Origin of the sequence: uncultured Mobiluncus sp., from assembly GCF_902488535.1 — a bacterium.
In the GTDB taxonomy this organism is placed as follows: Bacteria; Actinomycetota; Actinomycetes; order Actinomycetales; family Actinomycetaceae; genus Mobiluncus.
Genome location: NZ_CABTWO010000002.1, coordinates 1 through 26,410, shown reverse-complemented (window position 1 = coordinate 26,410; position 26,410 = coordinate 1). Strand labels below are relative to the sequence as shown.

At 55.8% G+C, this 26,410-nt stretch carries 20 protein-coding genes and 2 tRNA genes; 15 read left to right on the top strand and 7 right to left on the bottom strand.

Annotation, left to right across the window (positions count from 1 at the left end):
• The first annotated feature begins 35 nt into the window (after positions 1-35).
• Entirely contained in the window at positions 36-1,532 is a 1,497-nt protein-coding gene (locus RDL66_RS00960; protein ID WP_299295465.1) for an NCS2 family permease, read from the top strand.
• Between the two features lie 62 nt (positions 1,533-1,594).
• On the opposite strand, the gene serC is transcribed toward RDL66_RS00960, so the two are convergent.
• Complete coding sequence (gene serC / locus RDL66_RS00955; protein ID WP_299295463.1) at positions 1,595-2,719, bottom strand: phosphoserine transaminase; 1,125 nt, start codon at positions 2,717-2,719, stop codon at positions 1,595-1,597.
• Positions 2,720-2,941: 222 nt separating this feature from the next.
• Between serC and RDL66_RS00950 the strand changes: the two genes are divergently transcribed.
• The 3 genes from RDL66_RS00950 (at position 2,942) to RDL66_RS00940 (ending at position 4,760) form a co-directional block, all read left to right on the top strand.
• Positions 2,942-3,655, top strand: a complete 714-nt coding sequence (locus RDL66_RS00950) for a metal-dependent transcriptional regulator (protein ID WP_299295461.1) — start codon at positions 2,942-2,944, stop codon at positions 3,653-3,655.
• Positions 3,656-3,811: 156 nt separating this feature from the next.
• On the top strand, positions 3,812-4,567 hold the full coding sequence (locus RDL66_RS00945; protein ID WP_299295459.1) for a C40 family peptidase: 756 nt from the start codon (positions 3,812-3,814) through the stop codon (positions 4,565-4,567).
• A 120-nt stretch (positions 4,568-4,687) separates the two neighbouring features.
• A tRNA-Arg gene (locus tag RDL66_RS00940) sits at positions 4,688-4,760 on the top strand.
• Here the strand turns inward: RDL66_RS00940 and RDL66_RS00935 are convergent.
• Positions 4,722-9,404, bottom strand: coding sequence for an acyl-CoA dehydratase activase-related protein (locus RDL66_RS00935; RefSeq protein WP_308534747.1), 4,683 nt, complete (start codon positions 9,402-9,404; stop codon positions 4,722-4,724). The genes RDL66_RS00940 and RDL66_RS00935 overlap by 39 nt on opposite strands.
• Positions 9,405-9,614: 210 nt before the next feature.
• Here RDL66_RS00935 and RDL66_RS00930 point away from each other — a divergent pair, with 210 nt between their 5' ends.
• The 3 genes from RDL66_RS00930 to RDL66_RS00920 all read left to right on the top strand — a co-directional run bounded on the left by RDL66_RS00930 (position 9,615) and on the right by RDL66_RS00920 (position 14,791).
• Positions 9,615-10,208: a TetR family transcriptional regulator gene (locus tag RDL66_RS00930; RefSeq protein WP_308534602.1), complete on the top strand. Its 594-nt coding sequence runs from the start codon at positions 9,615-9,617 to the stop codon at positions 10,206-10,208.
• A gap of 93 nt (positions 10,209-10,301) precedes the next feature.
• Positions 10,302-14,525, top strand: coding sequence for a DNA helicase (locus tag RDL66_RS00925; protein ID WP_308534601.1), 4,224 nt, complete (start codon positions 10,302-10,304; stop codon positions 14,523-14,525).
• A gap of 8 nt (positions 14,526-14,533) precedes the next feature.
• The gene (locus tag RDL66_RS00920) at positions 14,534-14,791 is read left to right on the top strand and encodes a hypothetical protein (RefSeq protein WP_308534600.1); all 258 of its coding nucleotides are present in this window, start codon (positions 14,534-14,536) and stop codon (positions 14,789-14,791) included.
• 11 nt (positions 14,792-14,802) lie between these two features.
• Here the strand turns inward: RDL66_RS00920 and RDL66_RS00915 are convergent, their stop codons facing one another.
• Positions 14,803-15,399: an SAF domain-containing protein gene (locus tag RDL66_RS00915; RefSeq protein ID WP_308534599.1), complete on the bottom strand. Its 597-nt coding sequence runs from the start codon at positions 15,397-15,399 to the stop codon at positions 14,803-14,805.
• A gap of 138 nt (positions 15,400-15,537) precedes the next feature.
• Entirely contained in the window at positions 15,538-16,185 is a 648-nt protein-coding gene (locus RDL66_RS00910; protein ID WP_308534598.1) for a 5-formyltetrahydrofolate cyclo-ligase, read from the bottom strand.
• 76 nt (positions 16,186-16,261) lie between these two features.
• Here RDL66_RS00910 and RDL66_RS00905 point away from each other — a divergent pair, with 76 nt between their 5' ends.
• The 6 genes from RDL66_RS00905 (at position 16,262) to RDL66_RS00880 (ending at position 21,020) form a co-directional block, all read left to right on the top strand.
• Positions 16,262-17,200, top strand: coding sequence for a UTP--glucose-1-phosphate uridylyltransferase (locus RDL66_RS00905; protein ID WP_308534597.1), 939 nt, complete (start codon positions 16,262-16,264; stop codon positions 17,198-17,200).
• Positions 17,200-18,396, top strand: a complete 1,197-nt coding sequence (gene glp, locus RDL66_RS00900; RefSeq protein ID WP_308534596.1) for a gephyrin-like molybdotransferase Glp — start codon at positions 17,200-17,202, stop codon at positions 18,394-18,396. Before RDL66_RS00905 ends, glp begins: the two co-directional genes overlap by 1 nt.
• A gap of 10 nt (positions 18,397-18,406) precedes the next feature.
• Positions 18,407-19,075: a GNAT family protein gene (locus tag RDL66_RS00895; protein ID WP_308534595.1), complete on the top strand. Its 669-nt coding sequence runs from the start codon at positions 18,407-18,409 to the stop codon at positions 19,073-19,075.
• 158 nt (positions 19,076-19,233) lie between these two features.
• Positions 19,234-20,340 carry a hypothetical protein gene (locus tag RDL66_RS00890; protein ID WP_307741463.1) on the top strand — a complete coding sequence of 369 codons (1,107 nt, stop codon included), beginning with the start codon at positions 19,234-19,236 and terminating at the stop codon, positions 20,338-20,340.
• Between the two features lie 95 nt (positions 20,341-20,435).
• Positions 20,436-20,508: transfer RNA gene (locus RDL66_RS00885), tRNA-Ala, on the top strand.
• A gap of 74 nt (positions 20,509-20,582) precedes the next feature.
• On the top strand, positions 20,583-21,020 hold the full coding sequence (locus RDL66_RS00880) for a GtrA family protein (protein ID WP_307741462.1): 438 nt from the start codon (positions 20,583-20,585) through the stop codon (positions 21,018-21,020).
• Here RDL66_RS00880 and RDL66_RS00875 read toward each other — a convergent pair.
• The 3 genes from RDL66_RS00875 to RDL66_RS00865 all read right to left on the bottom strand — a co-directional run bounded on the left by RDL66_RS00875 (position 21,009) and on the right by RDL66_RS00865 (position 23,761).
• Positions 21,009-22,055 carry an alcohol dehydrogenase catalytic domain-containing protein gene (locus RDL66_RS00875; protein ID WP_307741461.1) on the bottom strand — a complete coding sequence of 349 codons (1,047 nt, stop codon included), beginning with the start codon at positions 22,053-22,055 and terminating at the stop codon, positions 21,009-21,011. The genes RDL66_RS00880 and RDL66_RS00875 overlap by 12 nt on opposite strands.
• Positions 22,056-22,238: 183 nt before the next feature.
• Positions 22,239-22,865: a MarC family protein gene (locus RDL66_RS00870; RefSeq protein ID WP_374042886.1), complete on the bottom strand. Its 627-nt coding sequence runs from the start codon at positions 22,863-22,865 to the stop codon at positions 22,239-22,241.
• A 20-nt stretch (positions 22,866-22,885) separates the two neighbouring features.
• Positions 22,886-23,761: an undecaprenyl-diphosphate phosphatase gene (locus tag RDL66_RS00865; protein WP_307741460.1), complete on the bottom strand. Its 876-nt coding sequence runs from the start codon at positions 23,759-23,761 to the stop codon at positions 22,886-22,888.
• Positions 23,762-23,869: 108 nt separating this feature from the next.
• Here RDL66_RS00865 and RDL66_RS00860 point away from each other — a divergent pair, with 108 nt between their 5' ends.
• Both RDL66_RS00860 and RDL66_RS00855 read left to right on the top strand, forming a co-directional pair.
• A complete protein-coding gene (locus RDL66_RS00860; RefSeq protein ID WP_307741459.1) occupies positions 23,870-24,856 on the top strand; it encodes an ATP-binding cassette domain-containing protein in 987 nt (328 codons plus the stop codon).
• Entirely contained in the window at positions 24,853-26,076 is a 1,224-nt protein-coding gene (locus RDL66_RS00855) for an ABC transporter permease (RefSeq protein WP_307741458.1), read from the top strand. The genes RDL66_RS00860 and RDL66_RS00855 overlap by 4 nt, the downstream gene beginning before the upstream one ends.
• Positions 26,077-26,410: the final 334 nt, after the last annotated feature.

The window sequence follows — 26,410 nt, the reverse complement described above, 5'->3', positions numbered from 1 at the left end:
TGGCTTATTGTCGGGGAAACGGCTAGCGTTAAGCGGTGAGCAATAATACAACGAAATCTGCAAACAAATCTGATAAGAAAACCACTCCTGGTTCCGCCCGCACCAGCGGAGGACTTGATGGTTTTTTTGAACTCTCCAAACGTAAATCTTCCGTAAGGCAAGAAATCCGCGGCGGCCTGGTGACCTTCTTTGCGATGGCTTACATCCTGGTCGTCAATCCCTCCATCCTGATTGCGGCCGCCAGCGCCGGTGGAGCTGAAAATGTCACCCCTGCCTCTATCGCGGCGGGAACTGCCTTGGTCGGCGGCTTGATGACGATCTTGATGGGGCTGGTGGCAAACTTCCCCTTGGCTCTGGCGGCTGGTATGGGGCTGAACGCGATGGTGTCTTTCACCCTGGTGCTCGGTCCCTTCGGGCTATCCTACGGCGAAGCGATGGGACTCATCTTTTGGGAGGGCGTCGTCATTACGCTGCTGGTGGTCACCGGTTTCCGGGAGGCTGTCTTTAACGCCGTCCCCAGCCAACTGAAAGTCGCTATCTCGGTCGGTATTGGTTTATTCATCGCGTTGGTCGGCCTCATCAACGCAGGAGTTGTCCGTCCGGGAGGCACTCCGGTTCAGCTCGGTATCGGGGGGTCTTTCGCGGGCTGGCCGATGGTCGTGTTCCTCATCGGTTTTGTGGTCATTTTGGTCCTCTACATTCGCAAGGTACAGGCCGCCATCCTCATCGGGATTGTAGTGTCTTCCGTTTTCGCAGTCATTATCCAAGCGATTGTCAAGATTCCGCTGATGACTGATGAGACCGGCAAGGTCGTCAACGAAACCGGCTGGACTAAGAACGTTCCTGCTTTGCAGGGCTCGCCTGTGCAGCTTCCTGATTTTGCCACCTTCGGTCAGATTGACTTCTTTGGGGCGTTCACGAAGCTCCCGGTGATTTCTGTGCTGCTGCTGATTTTCTCCCTAATGCTGGCGGACTTCTTTGACACGATGGGCACGATGGTCGGCGTCGGTGCTGCCGGTGGTTTGCTCGATGAGAAAGGTAATCCGCCCCGTACCCTGCAGATTCTGCTCGTTGACTCCCTCGCTGCCATGGCTGGCGGTTTGGGCGGCGTTTCCTCGAACACGTCCTACGTGGAGTCCACCTCCGGCGTAGGCGCAGGAGCCCGTACCGGTTTATCCTCGGTTGTGGTCGGGGTGTGTTTCCTGCTGTCCATGTTCTTTGCCCCTTTGGTAGAGCTGGTGCCGGCAGAAGCCGCGTCAACCGCCCTGGTCTTTGTGGGGTTCCTGATGATGACACAGGTGGCGGATATTGATTGGAAGAATGCTGAAAACGCGATTCCAGCCTTCCTGGCTATCGCCATGATGCCGTTCTCTTACTCGATTACCGCCGGTATCGGGTTTGGCTGCATCGCTTTCATCATCATGAAATTGTCGCGCGGTAAGTTCAAAGAGATTCACCCGTTGATGTGGGTGGTGGGCATTTTGTTCGTCATCTACTTTGCCTTAGGACCCATTCAGGCGCTGATTGCCTAATTGAGTTCTGAAGCAAAAGACCCGACCAAGACCTTGGTCGGGTCTTTTACGATTTATTTTCGTTACAGGCGTTCGATAACGTAGTCGAGACAAGCCAGCAGCGCTGTCGTGTCGGCGGGATCAGTAGAGGGGAAAGTTCCGATACGCAACTGGTTGCGGCCTACCGCGCGGTAAGGACTGAGGTCAACGATGCCGTTGTCGCGCAGGATCTGGAGCAGAGCGGCGGTGTCAACGGAGGCATCAAACTCTACGGTAGAAACAACCGGGGAGCGCTTTGCGGGGTCTGCGACAAAGGGAGATGCGAAAGACTGAGCTTGCGCCCACGCATAAATCGCCTCCGAGCTGGCGCGAACCCGCTGTTGCGCCGCCTGGAGTCCGCCGAGGCTATCCAACCATTGCAACTGGGAGTGCAGCAGTTCCAACGTGGCGATAGCCGGTGTATTCAAAGTCTGGTTCTTTACGGAATTTGCCACCGCAGTTTGCAAGTTCAAGATTGCGGGAATCCAGCGACCTGCGGAAGGGTTTTCGGTAATCTCGGCGGCTCGTTCCACCGCTTGGGGAGAGAGGAAAGCGAACCACAGTCCGCCGTCTGACCCCAGAGCCTTCTGCAGGGAAAAATAGTATGCGTCGGTCTGGGCTAAATCGACCGGCACGGAACCGGCAATGGAAGTTGCGTCAATCAACACCAGTTGATCGGCGTGACCCAGGCGTTTCACCGGCGCTATCGCCCCGGTAGAGGTTTCCTGTTGCGGCCAAGCGTAAACATCGACCTGCTCACTGAGCTGCGGAAGGGTAGAGTCGCCCAACTCGGCCTTGGTGATGAGTGACTCCTCAAGGAAGGGCGCCCCCGAAGTCTCTTTGGCGAACTTTTCACCGAAAGAACCAAAGACGGCGTGGGCGGCTTGGTGGAGAACCAAAGACGCCGTGGCGGCGGCCCAGAAAGTGGTGGCTCCGCCGTTGCCGAGGGCCACCGTGTAGTCGGCGGGAACCTCGAAAAGGGCACGCATCCGCGAGATACAGTCCGCCACCAGATTCTTCACCGGAGGCTGACGGTGAGACGTGCCCATGAGGGTCGAATGACCCAAATGCTCCAGCTGCTCACGACGAATCAGGGTGGGGCCACAGCCAAAACGGCCGTCTTTGGGTAAAAGTTCGGCGGGAATCTTTAGGTTCGCATATTCACTCACGTTTCGATTATGCCACCACCCCTATCAGGCCGAACAATCCGCGGGAACCAGACCCAAGACTCTTGTGAAGAATAGGGAAGGAGACCGGGAAAACTGACCGGAGAAAGGAAATTGACTGGAGAGGTGCCCGCTAGTTAAGAATTTTGATAGGTTAGAGGGTGTTCTTGGCGGTGTAAAAACTGATTGTTGCTGAGAAGTCACGATGCAGAAAGAATCACGCGAATGAGTGAACTGGTCGATACCACGGAAATGTATCTGAAAGTCATCTACGAGATGATGGAAGACGGAGTGGCTCCGTTGCGAGCCCGAATCGTGGAGAGATTGGGCCATTCGGGGCCAACGGTCAGCCAGACCATATCCCGTATGGAGCGTGACGGTCTGCTGAGTCTGGAAGACGATAGAAAAATTACGTTGACCGAACAGGGACTGCGCGAGGCCACCGAGGTCATTCGCAAGCACCGGCTGGCAGAACGGCTGTTGACCGATGTCATCGGCTTGCCTTGGGACGAAGCCCACGATGAAGCCTGTCGCTGGGAGCACGTCATGAGTGAGAAAGTCGAGTCTCTACTGCTGGCGCTGCTGCAAATGCCGGACCATGATCCCTATGGCAATCCGATCCCCCGCCGAGTTAAGAACTATAAGAACTTTAATCCCACAGTCGAGGGAGCTACCCTAGATTCTTTCTGGCGTCGTCACCCTGACGGCGGAGCGGTGCAAATCGGGAGAATCGGAGAGCCGGTGCAGGCTTTTGAGGGAATTCTTAAGAAATTAAGTGAAGCCAAAATGTTACCTGGCTCTAAGGTTACGCTCAGGTTTGACGACGGCGCCGAGGTTGCGACACTTTTCCTTGAGAACACAGGGAAAAGCGGCGAAAAAGACCTGCCGGCGGTGGCGATTCCCCGCGATCTCTTCAAGCATTTTTTCATAAAGCTATAGGCAAAAATTGCCCAACTCTTGTCAAAATCGCCGGGAATTGTTATCCAAATGTGACATTTGAAATTCAATGGTGTAGTGTTAGAAACACGTTCTTAGGACGGGTCGAACCGTCCGGAACCTGAACTTGAAATCAGGCCTTCAAGGAAAGGGACAAGGTTGGCTAACACCACTTCTCGGGCTCGGCACCGCGCCGCAACTAAGCCCGTTACACCTTTAGATTCTTTGAAAAACATCGATGGAAAGAAAGGGTTTGTAGCCGCAGCCTCCGCCGGTTTGGCGCTAGGCACCGTTTGGGCTGGTTCGGCCATTGCCGCTCCAGAAGGCGCAGATACCCCTTCCCAGGCCAAGGTGCCGGTCTCCACTCAGGTAGGCGACGCCGTTGCGCAGGCGCACCTGGCGGTTGCCGCTAACCCGGTGGTCACTGCCCCGGAGAACGTAGCGTGGACTGAGGGTCAGGTCGAAGTACCGGCTCAGCAACAGCAGGCGCAGGCTCAGAGTGCTAACAATCACGGCACCGCTAATCGCAGTGCCGGGCGTGCCGCGGTTTCGGCCGCTCCGATTTCTATTCCGGCTAATATCGCTGGCGGTTCCATCGCGGACATTGCCCTGCGTTACCAGGGTGTGCCCTATGTCTATGGTGGTACCACACCCAATGGCTTTGATTGCTCCGGTTTCGTTGGTTATGTATACAATCAGGCCGGGATTTCCCTGCCCCGCACTTCGTGGGCTCAAGGCGCTTCCGGGCGGCACGTTTCCGCTGGGGAAGCCCAAGCAGGCGACATCGTTTACTACGGCGGCCACGTTGGCGTCTATCTCGGCGAAGGCAAGATGGTACACTCACCGCGCCCTGGTGAATCCGTGAAGGTTCAACAGGTCTACGGTAATCCTGAATACGTGCGTATCGGTCAGTAACTTTATAACTTAGTTGAGTGGAGTCGGTATTCCGGCTCCACTCTCGCTTTTTATCGCGGTCGGTTTTTCTGTCAGTCAGGTTTAAAATCGTGCTGAAAAGACAGTAGACTTGGTAACGTTGCCCTCGTAGCTCAGTGGATAGAGCAACCGCCTCCTAAGCGGTAGGTCGGCCGTTCGAATCGGCTCGGGGGCGCTTTCGTCTAGTCGTGCCGGGCATGGTCGGCATCCCCAGCAGCGCCGGTTCGTCCGGGTCGGAGCAACATCCATACGTGGCGGATTCAGCCGCTGATAATTCGGGTAAATCCGGGCTCAACTTACTAAAGTCCAAATCGCGCCCCTCGTTGATCTTCGCAGTCGAAATCATGAGCTTAATCCGATTCAGCTGGTTCACTGCCGAAGCCCCGGGGTCATAATCAATCCCGACAATATTTGCCTGGGGATAGCGGTTACGCAGAGGTCGGAACATGCCTTTGCCAACGATGTGGTTAGGCAGGCAGGCGAAAGGCTGGACACAAATGATATTCGGACAGCCACCTTCAATCATGTCCACCATCTCAGAAACCAAATACCAGCCTTCTCCCGCCTGGTTACCCATGGACGCAATATCTTTGGAACGCTCATACATATCCATAATGTTGCGACCGGGCAGGAACTTGCCGTTGGTGGCCGACATCGCCCTGTTTACCGTCGCGGTGTAGCGGCGCAAAACCCACAATGCCAGCGGTTTCGTAAACCGGGCTTGTGGATTCATGCCCAGGTTTTCCCAGTCCCATTTTCCGTCCGCGAGCGAGTACTCAAAGAACTGCAGCAGGCCGGGAAGCACCGCTTCGCAGCCTTCATCCTCGATGGTTTGTACCGCGTGGTTGTTTGCGTAGGGGTGGAACTTCACCAGAATCTCTCCCACAATTCCGACCCGCGGTTTACGGGGGATATTCCTTAGCGGGAGGGCATCGAACTCGCGCACGCATATCTTGGTGAGCTTGGAATAGCTGACACGTCCGAAACCACCGACCCGTTTCCCGCCCGAAGCGAACCACTCGCGCCACAACTCGTTCCAACGCTCATAGAGGGCCATCGCGGAACCGGGAGCCGCCTCGTAAGGCCGCACCCGCAGCAGCATCTTTTGAATGGCGTCGCCGATAACCAAGGCTTGAATAATTCGATGATAAATCGGAATCGTGAACGTAAATCCGGGATTTTCTTCCAGCCCCTGCAGGGACATGGCAATGACTGGGACCTGCGGATATCCAGCATCTCGCAGTCCTTTGCGCAACAGCGAAGCATAGTTCGTCGCCCGGCACATACCGCCGGTCTGGCTCATAGCTACGGCAGTTTTATCCGGGTCGGCACGTCCGGAAACGAATTCGTCGATGAGCTGACCCAGTACCACCAGCGAGGGGTAGCAGGCATCGTTATTGATGTACTTCAGACCGGTTTCCATAGTTTGAGCATCGACATTCTCCAGCAGTCGAATGTTGTATCCCTTGCGTTTCAGGACCGGCTCAGCCAGACGGAATTGGATAGTCGCCATCTGCGGCACGAGAATGGTGTAGCCCGCGTCTCGCATCTCTTTCGTGAAGGGGTGTGCCTCATAGACATGACCCGCAAGGTTCTTGCCGACACTAGAGGCCGCGGACAGGGGACTGGGCACCCCCTCCGGGCGGGTGGCGGAGGCCGGGAAAGTAGCCACAGTCGCTGACGTGAGAGCCGCACCAGCGGCCTTGTGATTGTCCGGAATAGTGTCGGTCGAGGTGTTGGGCAGGAAGCTCACGTTGACACTGCCCGTGTTGTCTACGTGAGCGCTACCGGTCAGACCGGCGACGTTGATGGCGTTTTCCTGACGTTTGGTACGTTCCTCACGCTCAATGGCGGCCGCGGCCAGGGAACGCAGCCGAATGGTTGCCGCTCCCAAGTTTGAGACCTCGTCAATCTTGAGTTGGGTAAAGATGTCGTTTTGACCTTCCAGGATTTCTTGCACCTGCTCTGCGGTGACAGCATCGAGACCACAGCCAAAGGAAGTCAGCTGCACCAGCTCCAAGTCGGGTTCCGCGGCGACACGGGCGGCTGCTTCATACAATCGAGAGTGGTAAGTCCACTGGTCACGCACCCGCAGCGGGCGTTCCAGACGTCCATCGGCGATAGAGTCCTCCGTCAGTACCGCCATGCCCATGCTGATAATCGCCTCTGGAATTCCGTGATTGATTTCCGGATCCAAGTGGTAGGGACGACCCGCCAAAACCACACCGCGCTTGCCGTTGGCGCGCATCCATTCCAGAGCCAGACGACCCTGCTCGCGAATCTCGTTTTTGACCCGCGCATCCTCGGCATAACCGGCGTGAACCGCAGCGGTAGCTTCCTCGATAGTGACGTTCCAGTCAGTAAACACTTCAGTTAGACGTTTCGCCACAAAATCAGGGTCTGCCATGTTTAAGAACGGCGAGATGAAGCGCACTCCGGGGGTATCAAGGCCTTCCATGTTGTGACGCAGCGCCTCGGGATAGGTGGCGACGACCGGACAGTTGTAGTTATTGTCAGCTTTGGGATTGCGGGGCATATTGTAGTTCACGCAGGGGTAGAAAATTGTTTTCACCCCTTTTTCCAGCAGCTGCTCGATATGCCCATGAGCCAGTTTCGCCGGGTAGCAAATATTTTCCGAGGGGATTGATTCCATTCCCTGTTCAAACACTTCATGGGAGGACCGCCCTGAAATCATGACGCGAAAACCGAGCTGGCTCAAAATTGTGAACCACAGCGGGTAATCCTCATACATCCCCAAGACGCGAGGAATGCCGATATCCCCGCGAGTGGCTTTGTCTTCAGTCAGACGACGGTAAGCGAACAGTCGGCGATATTTCCAGTCATAGAGGTTTGGAATCTGGGACTTTTGAGGTCGTTTTTCCAAACTGGCGCCGCGTTCGCAACGGTTGCCGGTGACGTGGCGCGAGCCATTAGCGAAGGTAGAAATCGTCACCTGGCAGTGGTTTTGGCAAAAGTTGCAGGTTTTGTGGGTAGTTTCGACATCGAAGGCATCCAAATCCGACAAGCTGGCTAACGTGGACTGCGTGGTGGGGTCGTCGTGCATTTTGGCGCTCAAGGCCGCTCCGTAGGCTCCCATCAGCCCGGCAATGTTAGGTCGAATCACCTCTCGTTTCGTCAGTAACTCGAAAGCCCGCAAGACGGCATCGTTCAGGAAAGTACCTCCCTGCACCACGACCTTGTCGCCCAAATCTGAAGGGTCTTTTAGTTTGATGACTTTATACAGAGCATTGCGCACCACCGAATAGGACAGACCCGCGGCGATAGCCCCGGTATCGGCGCCTTCCTTCTGGGCTTGCTTGACCGAGGAGTTCATGAACACGGTACACCGGGTACCCAGGTCTATCGGATCTGGACTCTGCACCGCGGCGGCGGCAAATTCCTGCACTGTGGTGCTCATTGTGGCGGCAAACGTTTGCAGGAACGAACCGCAGCCAGAAGAACACGCTTCGTTGACTGAAATCGAGTCGACGCTGCCGTCCTTAATCTTGATGAATTTCATGTCCTGGCCGCCGATGTCCACCACCGAAGTCACCCCCGGAGCGATATGGTTGGCCGCCCGGTAGTGAGCCATGGTTTCCACGACCCCTTCGTCCAGGGTCAGCCCGGCCTTAATCAGGCCTTCGCCGTAGCCGGTAGAACAAGCCCGCCCGATAGTAGCGCCCGCCGGAAGCTCCTGGCGAATCCGGCGGACAATGTCGATGGCTGCCCGGAGAGGATTGCCTTCATTCGTGGCGTAATGAGAGAAAACAATGCGGTCGGACTCGTCGATGACCACGGCTTTGATAGTGGTGGAGCCAGCGTCAATCCCTAGCCAACAGCGTCCCTTTGCTTCCGTCGGGTCCAGAGACGGGATGCAATCGCGCTGGTGACGCTGACGAAACTCCTTGAGTTCCGCGTCGTTGTTAAACAGCGGCCGCATCCGGGTCGATTCGTGGACGACTTCGGCCTGTTTCAGGCGTTCAATCAGGACTTCCAGGCTCTCCGGGGTGGCAGCTTTACCGCCCGCGCGCCCTCCGTCAGCCAGCAGGGCGCTGCCTAGAGCCACAAAGAGCTGTGCATCTGGGGGGGTGTAAAAGTTTTCCACTTTGGGCAGCAGTTTTTCATAAGCCTGGCGCAGTTCCGGCAGGAAGTGCAGCGGGCCGCCAAGGAACATGACGTTGCCGCGGAGAGGACGGCCATTGGCAAGGCCCGCAATGGTTTGCGTGGCTACCGCCATGAATACAGAGGCGGCAATGTCCGCGTGGGCGGCACCTTGGTTCAACAACGGTTGAATGTCGGATTTGGCAAAAACCCCGCAGCGTGAAGCGATGGGGTAAATCGTTTGCGCTTGCGCCGCGAGGGTGTTCATTCCCTCGGCATCAGTGTCCAGCAGGGTCGCCATCTGATCGATGAAGGCTCCGGTTCCCCCCGCACAAGACCCGTTCATTCGCTGTTCGGGAGTCGGATGCAGGTAGGTCAGTTTCGCGTCTTCCCCGCCCAGCTCGATGATGACGTCAGTGTGGGGACTATGTTTACGGACAGCCTCGGTTTCAGCAATGACTTCTTGGACGAAAGGGACCCGCATAGAGTTAGCGACTTGCAGACCGCCCGAGCCGGTGACCGCGGTTTGGACAGTAACGTCGCCCAAATCGGTGAGGACATCTTCCAAAAGCCGGGTTAGTTCGCGCCGAACATCGGCCTTGTGACGGCGATAGTCGGCAAAGACCTTTTGCCCTTGCGCGTTGAGGGCCACTGCTTTGACAGTGGTGGAGCCCACATCAACTCCGAGGCGGATGATGTTCGCAGCACTAACAGTCATACGATGGGCCTCAATTCATTTCCTTGCCGTGTTTTCTAGGAACATACCCAGAAAACTGAGAAATTTTAACGTGTTGAAATTAGAATAATATAGAACGCAGAATCATTGGGTTTACCGGGAAAGTAACCGGAGAGCCTAGTGAATTAATATTGAAACTCGAAAAAATAATTACGTAACTTAAGGCTTGCTAAAATGAGGAAGAGCGCCAATTTGTCTCGAAGAGGACCCACGGGACCGCGAGGGGAAACCCGAGAAAGAATCCTCGCCGCAGCTAACGCGGCATTTACCGAACTGGACTATAAACACGCTACCTATCGCGAAATTGCCCGCCGGGCCGCAGTCGACCCGGCCCTCATCGCGTATTACTTCCGTTCCAAGGCTCAGCTGCTGCGGGAATCATTGGCTCTGCCGGGAGACCCTCAACAGTTGATGACAGCGGCGCTGGTGGATGGTCCCCCAGAAGAAACCGGACACCGTTTAGCTGCCACCATTCTGAACACTTGGGAACAAGCTGCTACCGCGGGAACCTTGGAGACGCTGTTTAACCTGCTGCTGCAAGATTCGGCGACTCAGCAGACCTTTGCGAACTATGTGGAAAACCAGATTATGGCCAGTATTAGGGAACAGATTGGGACGGATTTGGATTTACCCGTAGAGCTGATGATGAGCGCGATGTTGGGGGTTTTGCTGTCCCGTTACGTAGTAAAGCTGGAGCCTTTGGCCTCCATGAGTCGCGAGGATCTGATTGCAGTGCTGGGAACGGTGATTCAGCGTCTGTTGGGGCAGCTGGAAACGGTGAGGTAATCCTGACTACAGGTTCTGTATTTCCTCCTCTAGATTCGCCCACTTTTGGCGTGCCATCGCGGAATTGTGCCATATTTCACATATCGTGGATATGTGGAAGAAGATTTGGAACAGCCGGTACAAAGCCCCGGGGAAAGCGCGGAAAATCCCGCCTCCGCTTCCTCTGATCAGAGTGACGCTGCCACCGAGGTTTTGCAGTCTGTAGCAGTCGATCCGGTTCAGGAGCGTCTGGCGCTGTGGGCTGAGGAAGCTTCGGCCTCACCAGGAGCCCGGGGGATACGCGACATCGATGCGCTCGAGAACCTTCTGGAATTGACCGGGGCGCATCCCGCGGGAATAGCCCAGCTGTATGGCGGTAGGCTGACGAAATTATCTTCGTTGCTGCGCGACAGCACTACTTTGGGTGCCGCCCGAACGGTGATGAGGAAAATTGACGCCGAAAAGAAATCCTCAGTGGCTCGCTGCGGGCTGTACCCTACCAATCTGGTGATTGGGGTCGCGAACTGGACGCAACTGCCGCCTTTTAAAGAATCCGAACGGGGAACGCGCCCCGAACTGAGCCATTTCAAATTGGAGAGATTCAACCTGCCGGTGCTGATGCGTCCGCTGGAACTGGAAGCGGTTGACGGGGACTACACCTTGAAAATGGGCGGATCGGTAGTGATGAACCCGGTCTTGGTGAAAGTTTTTCGAGATCGTCAGATCGATTGCAATCCTGAAGCCATAATTGCTTCGAGCTTAGAGGACGGCCGCTTGAACGTGACCTCAGCTCTCGAGGCGATTCGTCGGGCAGGACAGGACTTTATACCGGGTTTTGACCTCAAAGAAAACCTGCTGGTTGCTAATCTGGGGGTATCCAGCGCGGTACTCAGTTCGGATTGGGACACCATCCTCCCGGTGGCTGGTGAAAATCTGCTGGTCAAAGCCTTTGCGGGAGACAAATCGGCAGCTGCCGAGCTCTTGGAGCCGCTGCCTGAAACCAGTCCGGCGGACCGGGACCCGGATTTGGAACGCGGTATTGGCGACTTGGATGTGAGCCAAGCACGAGTTATAGAACTGGTCGCCAGTGGACGTTCCATTTTTGTTGAGGTTCCTCCGGGGGCTCCCGGTTCATCCACTGTTCAAGCCATTTTGGCCGATTGTGGCGCCAGCGGAAAACACGTTTGCTACGTACCGGGAGTGCGCCGAATTGGTAAGGCCACGGTGGAAGGTTTGCAAAAGGCCGGATTGGGCCGTTTCGTGTTGGATCTGACCGGGGCTGGTGAGTGGCGCAGTGCTCTACGAGACCAACTTTTGAGCGGGGACACCGCGTATCCGCAGCCGCCCGTGCCGGTTACGGAGTTGAGCGAAGCTCACGAGAGGCTGCGCCAAACTCGAGACAAACTCAGTGCCTATACACAGCGTTTGCACGTGGTGCGTGAGCCGTGGGGAGTTTCCGCCTATGCTGCACTGCAGGCTCTCGCGGACCTAACCAGCGCAAAGCCGGGACCGCGCACCAAGGTGAAACTGGAACTTGCCGATGACGAACACTCCAGCAAAGAAGGACGCGAACGGGCTCGTGAGCTGCTGACCCGAGCCCAAGATGCCGGCCTGCTAGGGCCGGAACTGCAAGAATCCCCCTGGAAAGGCGTGGTTCTTTCCACCGAAGCGGATGCCCAGGATGTCATCGAGAAAATTCATGCCCTGGCGGACGGTCGCCTAGAAACTCTGCATCAGGAACTGGAGCGGGTCAGCGAAGAAACTGGATTGGTTCTCGCCCCCACGTTGAACGCCTGGAAAGAACAGCTGGGAATGTTAAAGGGAGTGGCACAATCTCTAGATATTTTCCAACCCGGAATTTTTGAGCATTCGGCCGCGGATATGGTCATCGCTACCGCCAGCCGCAAATGGCGTCAAGAACGCTCCTTACCGATGAAAGGAAGGGATAAGCGCAGTCTGGTGAAGCAAGCCAAGGATGCGCTGCGTCCGGGAGTGGTGCCCCGGGATTTGCACGATGAACTGGTGCGGGTCCAAAGTTTCCGTGACCTGTGGCGCCGCCATGCGCTGCCGGGGGCATGGCCGCGAATTCCGCAAGATTTTGAGGCGGTACAGGAACTTTCGGCGCAAGTTTTTGCCGAGGTTGCGGAACTTGCCCCCATTCTCGGCCAAGTCACCACCCCGGAAGGGGCGAAACCAGAGGAAGTGCCTCTATCCGACCTTCTGAATTTAGTTAAATCCCTAGATGAAACTACGGACCAGGCCTTACGTCTGCCCGGGCAGGTGCAGCTACTAAAGGAACTGAAAGATTCTGGGTTAGGGCCGCTTCTCGATGATTTACGGACCCGGCGAGTACCTGCTGATTTAGCTCTGGCAGAACTGGACTTGGCTTGGTGGTCAGCTATCTTGCTAAAGATTATGCAAAGCGACCCGGTCTTGGCCGGTATAGACGGGGCAGCCATGCATGAGCTGGCGGATACCTTGCGTTCGTTGGATTTGGCACAAATCGAATCATTGCCTTTCCCTGTGGCGCGAGCCATGCACGAACTGGCGGATCAAGCGCGCCAAGCCCAAGCTCCGACCGCTGAGGCTTTGCAATCTGTGTTAGAGACTGGGGACACGGCGGAGTTGTCTGACTTCCAAAGTTTTGCCCCTCTCGTTCGCCATCTGCGTCCCGTCTGGGCGCTTTCGCCTTACCTGCTGGCTCAGATTTATGGAAGTTCCACAATCGAAGTTCTGGTTTTGGACCATCTGGATTTTATGAGCTTGTCTCAGGTGATTCCGCTCATTGCGCGGGCGAAGCAGTTGGTGGTGCTCGGTGATTCCCGGCGAGGGTGGACTGGATTTACTCAGGTTGCAGCGAAAGTCCTGCCAGTAGTGTCCCTGCGTTCGGATTTGGGTGAGCTTTCTGAGCAGGTGGCGTTGTTCCTGGCGAGTCACGGTTACGGTGAATCCGTGGCGCCCGTGCCGTCTCCCCGCCCGGCCTCACTGGTGAAACTCCACGTGGTGACCGGTTCGGAAGCGCCTCTGGCGCGGGATGGATCGCCCGTAATCTCTCGGGTCGAAATTTCGCGCGTGGTGGAGTTGGTCTTGGATCACGCCCTGAACCGAGCCTCCCAGTCCCTGGCGGTGGTCTGTCTGAATCCCGGGGGGGTGGCGAGGATCCGTTCCGCCCTGAGCGATGCTTTGGTAAAAGTGCCGCAGGCTCAGGCTTTCTTTCAAAGTGGAAACGCGCGGGAGCCCTTCGTTGTGGTTGATTCCGCTGCGGCTGGCGGGCTGCGACGTGACGTGGTGATTATGAGTTTGGGGATGTCCAAGACCCCGCGCGGGCGGGTGCAGTTGAACTTTGGCCCAGTTTCCGGCCCCTCCGGGGTCGCTCACGTGGTGGGTTGTCTGGAAGTCGTGCGCCAACGGCTCGAAATTGTTAGCGCGTTTAGAGCCAATGAGGTCGATGCGTCCAAGATTAGTGAGCCGGGGGCTCGAATGCTGGTGGATTTGCTGGACTCCTCCGACAACCCCGAAGGTATGGAACGGGCTTTAACTACCCCGGAATCTTTCGAATCGGAACCGGATCGCCTGCTGGTGGATTTGGCGGAGCGTCTGTGGCGAGCAGGGCTGACGGTGGTACCTCGCTTCGGATTAAACGACGGTATTCAGATTCCCTTAGCCATCGGGTCTGCCGAGCTACCCAGTGAACTGCTGGTGGCGGTGCTGACCGATGACGACACTTACGTGAGAGAACCTTCCTTGCGCAGACGGGAGAGACTGTGGCCCGCCCGCCTAGAAGCGGCCGGTTGGAAAGTCATTACCTGCTACACCATGGAAGTTTTTGCGAACCCGGCGGCACAGGCGGCAAAGGTTCGCCATGCGGTGGAAACGGCTTTAGTCAGCCGTCAAGATGCCCTTTCGGTTCCGCTCATCGCGGCTCCCCAAATCGAACTTCCCGACGAACCAGATAGTCCAAATTCTGTACTGAACGGTACAGATACATCTTCATTGACCTCCGCCGCGCCGCAGGACCCTGAGGAAACCCCTGCTGAAGACGTTGTCAAGACAGCCTCCGAAAAGGAGACTTCTGCGGAAAGTCCCGCCGTCCCGAACCTTCGCGTGGTCGGCACCGCTCGCGGCCCACGTCCCCCGGTTGCCAAAGGGTTGCCCTTGGCAGCCTATGGAGACGACCAGTTGGACGAGCTGCTGGAGTGGATTCAATCCGACGGGGTGGCACGAAACGAGGACCAGCAGGTGAACGAACTGCGGGAAACCTTAGAGTTATCGCGTCGCGGCGCCCAAGTCGACGCTGTGCTGCGCCACGTGGTACGTCGGCGCAACGCTGCCTTGTGAGGAAAACGATGGAACAGAACAAACCTACCCCGCTCGACATTTTTGCCGCTCAAAAGGCTCAGCCTGAACCGAAAAGGCAACGCCGGCGAATTCGCAGCCACCGTCGCGCCACCTATATCTCCCAGCAGGACGAAGGCAAAGCCAACCCTTTCGCGATTCCCGGCCCAGGTAACCTTGAGGCGACTCCGGAAACACCAGAAGAAATCGACGAATCCAATGACAAACGGCTGAAAGCAGACATTCCCCCGCATTTCGGAAAGCTGTAGTCTGGTATCAGCTATCGGCGAACCACGAAACTGAGGTCGTAGTCGGCTTTGGCGGCGATGACTCGGCGAGCTTCGTCCTCGGGAGCCGCCAAGTAAGCGATAGAGGCGGAGTTTCCGGTGCCCAAAAAACTTTCTGAAACGGCTTTTACCCCGACAACTCGGGCATTGGAAGCTAACAGTTCCCCATCCACGTTCCCTCCGGAACACCAAATTTCTACCCGCTGCCCGGTCTTGGAGAACCCCGCCACCGCAGGGTCGCTGACTTCGACAGCGAAGGCGACCTCTCCTGTCCGCAGATCCTCCACCGCGTTTTCCACCAACAATGCAGGCTGCAGCACGGTTCCGGAAGACAAATTAACCGCGGCGGTTTTCCCGATGACACGGTCAGCTTTTTGATAGTGGTCTCGGGGAACACCGGAAGGAGCCAAAGCGGAAAGCCCCACGTCTTTCGCGGTAATTTCACAGCCGGCACACACTTCGTGTTTGACCACCACTACGGTGGCGGCGGCCTTCTCAGGTAAAAAGAGCGTTACCACAACGAACACGGCCAAGATAGCCAAACCCGCGGCGAGAGGGTAACGCCAATTCCAAAAACGATTTATGTTCATGAGTCCACGCTAGGAAGATGACGGACCACACGCCACCACCGTGGTTGTCTACCTGTGGAAAACCCGATTTTTACCGCCCTTGTGGAAAACCTCCTGTGATCGAGTAAAACAGCAGTATAAAAGGCCTATGGGAGAGAATTAAGCGGGCAAAATTCCCGACTTTTGAAACTCGGAGCCTGCCAACTTGAAACTGCATGAGGGCGTCAACACGCCAGTCACCGGAATGTCGTACTGGTCGGTGGGAAGGATTAGTTCCCGCTGCAGCTCATGGGTGTAGCACAGCGCATAGATAGGGGTCTGTTTCTTAACGTAGGGCAGAGCGCGGTCATACCAGCCTCCACCTTGGCCGAGGCGATTTCCGTGTCGATCTACCGCCAGAGCGGGGGTGATTACCAGGTCCACGGCCGCTAAGGCGGAGGAGTCTAAAGCGTCTCCGCTGGGCTCCATCGGCCTGTTCGGGGAGCGGTTGGCTAAATCATCGCGACCCGCATAATAAGCCCAGTCACGGTTTAGCTTGGAACCCAGCTTTGGCACCAATAGCCGCTTGCCCTGTTGGTAAAGTGCCTCGATTAAATCTAGGGTGGGAGGCTCTTTCTTAACTGAGACGTAGCAGGCAATGGTGTGAAAGTCGGTAGCGAACTCCAGCACTCGATCCCTAATTTCCTGACCGGCCTGGGAAACCTGGCTATCACTGAGCCGTTCCCTAAATCCGCGAATGAGTTGTCTCAACTGCTGCTTAGCATCTTCGGGCTCCTGCCCACGCAAATCAGGTAAGTTTAGCTCCATCTCATGCACCTTAACATTGTGCCTGATTTACGTTCATTTATCTTGTTATTGCATCGGGATAGATTAGGCTTGATTCATGAGTTTAGAAGTTAGGTGCTCCGTTATCCCCGCCGCTGGGAAGGGAACCCGGATGTATCCTCTGACCAAATCCGTGCCAAAAGAGCTGTTTCCCCTGGTGAATCGACCGGTAATCATGACGGTAATTGAGGAAGCCGTCCGCTGTGGTATTGAGCAGTTTCACGTGGTGGCCAGCCCTCAAAAGCCGGCTCTGAAAGATTTTTTTACCCACGAAGACTGCGAGTTAAGTCAGCAAGACTTGCCGTTGCCCCAAGTTGATTTGGTGATGCAGGAACAGGCCCGGGGATTGGGACACGCCGTCCTGCAGGCTCGTGATTCCGTGGGGGAACAGCCTTTTGTCGTGCAGCTTCCGGATGATTTGTATCACCCCGAAGATCCTCTGTTGCAAACTATGTTGGACGTGCACGCGGTGACTGGGGGGTGCGTGGTGGCCCTGATGGAAGTCAGCGTGGCGGAAGCGAAACTTTACAGTTCCGCACGGGTCGAGCCAGTTGACTTGGGTGCGGCAGCCGCGGGGCACGCAGTGTTCAAGCTTGCTGACATCATTGAGAAACCGGATGCGGATCAGGTTCGTTCGCCCTATGCCCTGATGGGACGCTACGTGCTGAGCCCACGTATTTTTGACATTTTGGCCCAAACCCCACCGGGACGCAACAATGAAATCCAACTGACCGACGCTCTGGCTGCCTTTGCTGAAATTCCTGTCACGGAAGGAGGCGGCGTTTGGGGGGTCGTTTCGCGTGGGCGTCACTTCGATACCGGCAATTTGACCGGATACTTGCAAGCGCAGATGGAACTTTCCTTGGAAAATCCTGATTTCGGTGCGCATCTTCGAGAATATATGCGAGGTCTAGTCGGTTCGCTTGACGAACCGGCCGCAGTCCAAACTTGCACCGAAAGTACCGAGGGTCGGGGCGGAAAGGCAGGCGCTTGCTAATGCGTTCCGTTGGAGAACATCTGAATCTGTGCCTGCTGGCCGCTGAACCGCTGCCGGAACTGGCAGTGCCCCTGGAAGACGCCGTGGGCTGCGTGTTATCGGCAGATATTATTGCCGAATCCAGCCTGCCCGCAACTGACTTGGCTGGTGGGGACGGCTATGCGGTTCGGGCGCAGGACGTGGCTAGCGCTCCCGTAACCCTGCCCGTTACCGCAGATATTCAAGCGGGTGATACCGTGTGGACTCGATTGGTGCCGGGCAGCGCCATCCGGATTGCTTCGGGGGCTCCGCTGCCTCCCGGAGCAGATGCGGTGGCGCCGGTAGAGTCAACAGATATGGGCATTTCCCAGGTCACAGTCAACCAGCCGGTTTCTCCAGGAGCCTCCGCAATGGTCATTCCCAGCGGTATTGATGTCCCCGGCGGGACAACGGTACTGCGTGCCGGCCAACGTCTGGATGCGCAAAAAATCGCTTTATTAGCGGCTTTGGGTAAGGGACGGGTGCGGGTGCATCCCCGAGTCCGGGTCGTGATTTTGAGCATTGGTGATGAACTTGTAGAGCCGGGAGCTCATCGTGAACCGGGTCAGGTTAATGATGCGAATGGTCATAGCCTGGCCGCCGCTGCCGAGGAAGTTGACGCGAAAACTTTTCGGGTTATGGTCACCGATGAGCGCTCGCGGTTGCGGGAAACTATTGAAGACCAGCTGGTGCGTGCTGATGTGATTGTTACCACGGGAGGTTTATCCTACGGTTCGGCAGATACTGTGAAGGACGTGCTCACGCCTTTAGGTTCCCTACGCTTTGACAATGTGGCCATTGCTCCGGGTCGTCAGTTAGGGGTCGGCAAGTTGGGCGAGGTCCCGATTTACTGTCTGCCGGGTAACCCAGTGGCTGCCCAAGTCGCTTTTGAAACTTTTGTGCGCCCGGCTTTGCGAAAGATGGCGGGCTGGTCGAACCTGTACCGTGCTTCCGTGCCGGCGAAAATGTCACGAGGTTGGATTTCTCCAGCGGAACGTCGCGAGTTTGTTCCCGTGGTTCTGACCGGAAAACCGGGAGAATACCGCGCAGAAGTATTGGGTTCGCATCCGCAGGCTAGACTGGCGGCTCTGGCTCAGGCCAATGCCTTCGCGGTGGTTCCCGAGGACGTTACAGAAGTCCAGCCGCAGCAAACCTTACACTGTATGGTTTTGGAATGAGCGGTACAAAATGCGTAATTTGCGAGGTGAGACGGTTTACCCGGGGGCATTCCGGCGGGTCATCATCCGGCAAGAAAACCTGAAACAACGGGGTCTGCAGACGGACGTAGATTGGCTGGAAGTGCGCCAGCTAAAAGGGCGCGACTTTTTCGCCATCGAAAAGTTACGAATGGGGGATCGGGCTTGGTTGGCTCCTTGGGAAGCCGGAGCGCCCCCGGGATTGGGACGCCCGGTCAGCATAGATGAGTTTGTGAAAGACGCCGCTCGCACCGCACGCTTAGGTCAGGGAATGTATTTCGGCATCGTTGCAGAAGGGCGTCTGGCTGGTCAGATTTCACTCAGCTCCGTGCATCGTGGGGCAGAGATGAGCGCTGCCCTGGGCTATTGGATTAACTCCCGTTTCGCCGGTCGGGGTCTGACTCCGCTGGCCCTAGCTATGGTCATTGATTGGGGTTTTGCCTCCTACGGTCTGCACCGTTTAGAAGTGAATATTCGGCCTGAGAATAACCCCTCTCTGCGGGTCATGGAAAAGCTCGGTCTGCGCTATGAGGGATTGCGGCAGCGTTTCCTTTACATTGATGCGGCGTGGCGTGATCATGATTCCTTCGCGATTACTACAGAAGAATGGCACCCTGGCGACATGGTGGCCAGGTTGGAGACGGCGCGTCAACGTGGCTAGCCGCCGCTCCAAAATAGTTAGCGCGTCAGTGTGAATATTGTTAGCGATGTGGTAGTTGTTAACTGGTGAGGATTCCGCAGCTGGTCAAACTGCGGTATTCCGAGGGGAGTACGGAGTGGCGTGACCCTTTTGTACCGCCCGGTCGTTATTTTGGGTTTGTGGGTATCTCTGCATGGATTCTTTTAGGCCTGACACTGGTGGTCATCGGGGTGCTTTTACCGCAGGTGGCCAAATCGCGGCGTCTAATGGGCCAAGCCCGAAACGATGACCGGTTCTCGGACGGAGTGCGCCTTTTGGAACTAGACCAACAGGTGCAACAACCCCATTCCGTAGAGGTCGCTCTGCATAAAAACCAAGGTCAACTCGGACGAACGGTGACTCGACCCATTAAGATGGCTCAGGATTTGAGAACCTACACAGAAGCGAAAGCCAGCCGTGCGGCGGCAGCTTCCAACCGGGTCACTTCGGCTCGTCGTCGCGCTGGCCTGTTAGGTGGCATGGTGTTTGCTTTGGCAGCAGTCAGCGCCTTTGTCGCCACGGGTTTCCTGGCGTGGTGGGTGCTGGCGGCTCCCGTGACGGGCATCGCCGCAACTATCTCGTGGGGGGCAGTAGCGGCGAAGCGCGGTCGCGAGCAAGACCGTCAATTCCAGCAGTCCATTCGGGTTCTCGAAAAGCGTTTGGCGCAAAGTCCCGCAGGGCGAGCGGCGTTGCAGTCGGCAGGGATGCGCGGAGCTAAGCAGTGGGCCAAGGTCGCTGCGGCATCGCTAGCGGGAGGAAAACCGGTGCCCGGTACTTTGGCTCAAGCGGTGCAGATAGCTAATGAAGCCGCGCCCGCTACTGCAGTAAGTCTGGCTAAGGACGCGGAGTGCCTGACTAATTCGGAACGTCCGGTACAAAACGATAGCGAGGCTGAAGCTCAAACAAAGCCGGTAACAGCAGACTCGAGCCCTGATAAAAAGGCAAAATCTGAAACGGAGCCCGGTGCTGAGACCGTGGAGAATCCCGTTGAGACTGCACAGGAAACTACCTCAAAGTGGAATCCCGCTGATTTACCGACCCCGTCCTACACGCTTAAGACTGGTGCCATACGCCAAGTGGTTGTGGAGCAAGATTTTCGTGCCGATTGGCAATACGCCCCGGTACCCATGCGGCCCCAGACCGCTCAGATTCTGCCTGCCGGTGAGGCTCTGGCTGCAGAAGACGTCAGTGCAGCTCCGGTGGATTTGGAAAGTATCCTGGAACGGCGTCGCGCCAGCGGGGACTGAATTTCGGTTCAATCGCCGGTGCACTTTTGCCGACAGCCGAAGGGGTCGGGAAAATTGGAAGTTAGCTCCTGCAACCGCTACAATCTATACGAACCGGGGCATTGGCGCAGTTGGTAGCGCGCAACGTTCGCAATGTTGAGGTCAGGGGTTCGAATCCCCTATGCTCCACAGGTTGGAAGTCGGAATCGGATGAATCCGGTTCCGACTTTTCGGTATCGCAAGCAACAGTCGAACATAAGGAAATGGCCGCAGCACCTCAATCGTCTCGTTTCTGGAATAATCTGTGGCATCTATGCAAGCAGATTATTGGCTTCGGGATTGTCGGATTACTGGCTTTCTTTATCGACTACACGCTTTTTGCCTTCCTTTACAAAATCATAGGAATTCACTACCTCATCGCGGCGGTGATTTCTTTCTGCGTTTCCCTAGCCTTCAACTACGCGGCATCGATGCGCTATGTTTTCAGCCACAAGAGCGACATGACTCGCCGACGTGAAGTCATCCTATTCTTCGTTGGTGCCGTCATTGGCTTAGGTATCAACGAAATCATGCTCTACGTCGGCGATGTCGTGTTCCGCATCGACCCTCTCATCACAAAAATCCTCGCCACCGTGGTTGTCGCGGTGTGGAACTTTGTGACGCGGAAAATTTTTTTGGATTCGCGTGAATCAGAAAGTTGACGTGTCAATCACGTAGCGGTAGCGCACCTTGGAATTCACCACGTTATCCCAGGCTTCATTGATTTTATCTCCGCTGATGATTTCAATCTGGGGGGCGATGTCATGCTCGGCACAAAAGTCCAGGACTTCTTGAGTCTTGGCGATGCCTCCGATGCTGGAACCAGCGATAATCTTTTGGTCGTTGACGACATTGCGCATTAAAAATTCCTGCCTGTGTTCGGGCAGTCCGACTACAGCCACCACACCCTCAGGCTTCACGCAAGCAACCAGGTCGTCAAGTTCCACCCCGTCGCTCAGCGTAGAAACCAGCAGGTCAAACTGTCCTGCCATCGATTCCCAGGTGCCTGGCTCAGAAGTGGGATGAAGTTCTACGGCTCCAAACCGGCGTGCGTCAGCTTCTTTGGAGCGCGTGCGCGAGATGACGTGAGTCTCGGCACCCAAAGCGGAGGAAATCTGGACCCCCATGTGACCCAGACCGCCCATCCCCACGATAGCAACCTTCTTGCCTGGTCCCGCGCCCCAGCGAGTCAGAGGGGAGTACAAGGTGATGCCCGCACACATAATCGGAGCGGCTTTATCCAGCGGAATGGAATCCGGGATGCGGCAGAGATAGTCTTGTTCGACCGTGATGCCTTGTGAGTAGCCCCCCGCTGTGGGCAGCCCATCGCGCCCCACACAGTTGTAAGTCCAGATGGTGCCGCCGTCGTTGCGGCAGAACTGTTCGCTACCGGCTTCGCAAGCCTCGCAGTGACCGCAGGAATCCACGAAGCAGCCCACGCCGACACGATCACCGACTTTAAACTTTGTAACGTTCGTTCCAATCTTGGTAATAATACCCGCAATCTCATGGCCTGGCGTCAGTGGGTAGATAACTGACCCCCATTCACCGCGGCCGGTGTGAATATCGGAGTGACAGACCCCGGCAAATTTCACCTCGAAATACACCTCGGTAGGGCCGGGCTCGCGGCGTTCCAAGATTGTCGGGTGAAAGGACTGATCGGGTCCATCCATCGCATAGGCTTTTACTTGCGTCATTGCACTCCTCCTCAGATTTTGGCAAAGCCGTGGTATCGCGTGATTGCGAGGCGTTGCCTTAATGTGTCGCTGTTCCAGCTTAGTTCAACTTTATATTTTCCGAGCAGTATTCATCCGAGGAGAGCCAATAGCCATTGGAAAAATAGAATACAAAATTCAGGTATAAATTATTTTGGTTGATTGCTAAATGGTCTTTGCTACGTCCTGAACGACTGAGATAACACCGGTGATCATCAGCTCCACAGCGATGGCTGCGAGCAGCATACCCGCCAGTCGAGTCATCACCGCGACACCGGAATTTCCTAGAAAACGGATGATAGGCGTAGCAAAATGCATAGCGAGCCACGAGGTAAACATGACCGCGATAGTTCCACTGGTCACCGCTATGACGGCGAGGGGATGATGCCCCGCGTGTCCCATGGCTACCATCAGAGCCACTATCGCCCCCGGTCCCGCTAACAGAGGTGTACCCAATGGAACGGCGGCGATATTCAAAGAGCCCCCCTCCTCGCCGACAGTTCCTTCTGCACCGGTCAACAGCTGCAGAGCCACAATCAGCAGCAGCAATCCTCCGGAAATCTGTAGAGCAGCGGGGCTGATTCCCAGCAGGCCGAAGAGCTGAAAGCCAAAAAACCCGAATACGAACAGAATGGCAATCGCCAACAGGTTAGCCTGCCAAGCAACTGTTTGACGCTGTTTCTTGGGGAGGTCCTTAGTCAGAGACATGAATACGGGGAGGTTCCCAAAGGGGTCGATGATTACAAACAAGGTGGTGAATGTAGAAATAAACAACCCAAGCTCAGCGTTCATGGATTCCACGATACCCGAAATCAGTTTGCTGGAATAATGCCAGCAATCAGCAGCACCGCGATGAGTCCGCCAATGCACAGGCGATAGATGATGAAGGAGTTAAAACTGTGTTTTGAAACAAATTTCAGTAACCAGGCAATAGATGCGTACCCGATGATAAATGACATAGCCAGCCCCAAAATGGTGGGTGCCCAGCCTACTGTTTCCCCGATAGTGTCGAAGTTGCTCACGCCTTCGAGAGTGCCCGCAGCAACCAAAGCCGGAATCCCCAGGAAGAAAGACAGGCGGGTCGCCAAGACCCGGTCAAAGCCCAGGAACAGGCCCGCGGAAATCGTGGCTCCGGATCGTGAAACCCCGGGAATGAGCGATACGCATTGCATCAAACCAATGAGGAGCGCCTGAATCACTGTGGTTTCATTGTCTGTTTTAGTCGCTTTGGGCGAACCGGGAGTTGGTGTTTTCGCCGCCTGTCGCGCCGCATAGTGGTCGGCAGCGAACAGCACGGCTGACCACACCACTAATCCGGCCGCTACGAACCACATGGAACGCAAGCCAGTCTCGATAAAGTCCTTAAACAACAATCCCACCACAGCAATCGGCACCGACCCAATGACGATGGCCCAGCCGAAGCGATAATCGGGATTGCGCCGGACGGACTTGTGAAACAGACCCGTCACCCAAGCCTTTATGATGCGCCAAATATCACTCCAAAAGTACAGTACTGCCGCCGCGATGGCTCCGATTTGAATGACCGCTGTGAAAGCGACCATCCCCACGTCATCAATCTGTTTACCCATCAGGTATTCAGTAATCGTGAGGTGTCCCGTTGAAGAGACAGGTAAGTATTCAGTTATGCCCTCGACGATACCGAGGATTAGCGCTTCCCACCATGACATGGGTTTTATCCTATACGCCCCACCGGTAAACTTGGACAAACGGAACCGGACGCTCGGGGGTTGGTTGTATCCTGATTTTGCGCGGAAGTTTTGGTGTGAGGAGAAATTATGGGACAAAACAGTAGAGCTTTGCGTATAGAGGGCTTGTACAAATCTTTTGGGACTCGCGAAGTTTTGCGAGGTGTTTCCATGAACGTGGAACCTGGCCAGGTCATGGGTTTTGTGGGCGCGAACGGATCTGGGAAAACCACAACCATGCGTATCGTGATGGGCATCATCGACGCGAATCGGGGACGGGTGACTTTCGGGGGCGAACCTATTGACGCCCCGGTCCGGGCCTCCATCGGCTATATGCCAGAAGAACGCGGCCTGTATCCAAAGATGAAAGTCGGGGAGCAACTGGAATACTTCGCCAGATTGCACGGTCAGAATCGAAGCACCGCACGCGAATCAACCCAGCGCTGGGTACAACGTCTGGGAGTGTCAGAGCGATTAAAAGACAGCGTGGAAAAGCTTTCCCTCGGCAACCAGCAGCGCGTGCAGCTAGCGGCGGCGCTGGTTCACAATCCGGTGATGCTGATTCTCGACGAACCATTTTCCGGATTGGATCCGTTGGCCGTAGATGTCATGAGTGGGGTTTTGCAGGAGTACGCGGCACAAGGGGTGCCGGTCATTTTTTCGTCTCATCAGCTGTCCCTGGTGGAGTCGCTGTGTACGCACGTGTCGATTCTTTCGGGAGGGTCCATAGTTGCTTCGGGCGAGGTTGAAAAGCTGCGGCGTGAGGCCGGGACACCGGTGGTCAGGTTGTGTGGCGACGAAGCTGCCGTGGTGGCGGGGACGGAAGCCGCCCGCAAATTAAACCAATCGGTACAGTTTTTTCCCGGCGGTTTGCTGGTGCCGGTTCTCTCAGACAGCCCTACAGCTCACGCCATACTGCAAGCCGCGGTTGAGACGGGAAATGTCACAGAATTCGTCCCGGTAATCCCCACGCTTGCGGAAATCTTCCGCAGCGCCGTAGAGGAAAACGAACCAAAAACCGGGGCCACCGCGATGGTCTGTACCGAGACCGCGGATGTGAAAGGTGGTCAGCAATGAAACAAATTATGATTATTGCCGGGCGCGAGTTCTCGGTGCGGATGAAATCCAAATCCGCCATTATCTCTACCATTGTGGTGGTGCTGGTGGTGCTAATAGCAGGGGGATTGGCAAATTTCTTTCACCTCTCCGAAGCGGACACCGAGAAAATCGGCGTAACCACCCAAACCCAAAGTTACGCACCGGCCTTTGAACCTGAGGCGAATCCCTTTCTGAATACGGCTTCCCCGATGGGGCCGATGTACAAGGTCAAGGGATATGCCGACGACCAGGAATTGGAACAGGCGGTACAAAAAGAGGAGATTAGCCTCGGGATTGGTGGCACTGCTGACAAGCCGGTGGTGTTTAGTAATGGACCGGCTTCTCCCACGGCGATGTTGATGATTAATGCCACCGCGCAAAGCGTCATGTTGAGCTCATATATCGGTAATCTGGGCGGCAGTTTCCAGGAAATCGGCCAGAAAATGCAGCAAATGCAGGTCGAGGTGAGAGACATCTCAGAGTCCGGGGATAGCGGGGATGACTTTAACTTCGCGGCTTACCTGGTGGTAATGGTGCTGATTACCTTGCTATTTATTGTCGTCATGGCGTCGGGACAGCTGGTTGCTTACGGCGTTGTTGAAGAAAAATCCTCGCGAATAGTGGAAATTCTGGTTTCTACGGTGACCCCAAAGCAGCTCCTCATCGGCAAGATTCTGGGCATCACATTATTGGGAGCCCTGCAAATCTTAATCATGGGCTCAGCGGGACTGGTAGCCTTGTTAATTTCGGGTCTGACCAGCGGAATCCGAATCGACCTGGCCAGTTTCTCCGGCTGGTACATAGTGTGGTTTATCTTGGGCTTAGCGACCTATATGGTGCTATTCGCCGGGGCGGGAGCGCTGGCATCGCGTCAAGAAGATGTTGGACAGTCCACGCTTCCGCTCATTTTGCTGCAGTTGGGCGGGTTTTACTCCGCCATTTTCTCGGTACTCACTCCCGGAAGCGTGTTCATCAAAGTGGTCTCTCTGATTCCGTTCCTTAACTGCTACGCGATGCCGGCACGTCAGCTTGCCTCCTCGACTGTGGAGTGGTGGGAGCCCCTACTTTCGGTAGGGATTAACCTGGCTATCCTGCCGGTTTTAGTCTGGTTGGGAGCCAAACTGTACCGCAGGGGAATCCTCGCCACCGGAGAGCGCCTGAAACTCAAGGATGCCCTGCGCCGAGAAGCAGTGTCGTAAACGGTTGAAAACTGAGGGAAAACGCGGACGATTAACTTCGATTTGACACTGCGTAGGAAACCTACTAAGTTATATATCCGTTGCTCTTGCGACTGACTAAGTCGGTAGGGCAGCAAATCGGGCCTGATGGCAAAGCTACGGAATGAACCGCTGAGGGAGTTCTGTGCTCTAAAATCGGGTCCCCCGGTGCGAGGGAAACCTCGCGCGAGTGGGTTTGTTGGTTTTGATCTCGATAGCGTTTTGTTTTTTGTTTACGCGTTTTTTGGTGCCCTTTTTTTGGGGTGCTTTTTTGTTAGTGTTTTTGCGGTTTTCTGATTTGATGAGGACCGTGTTT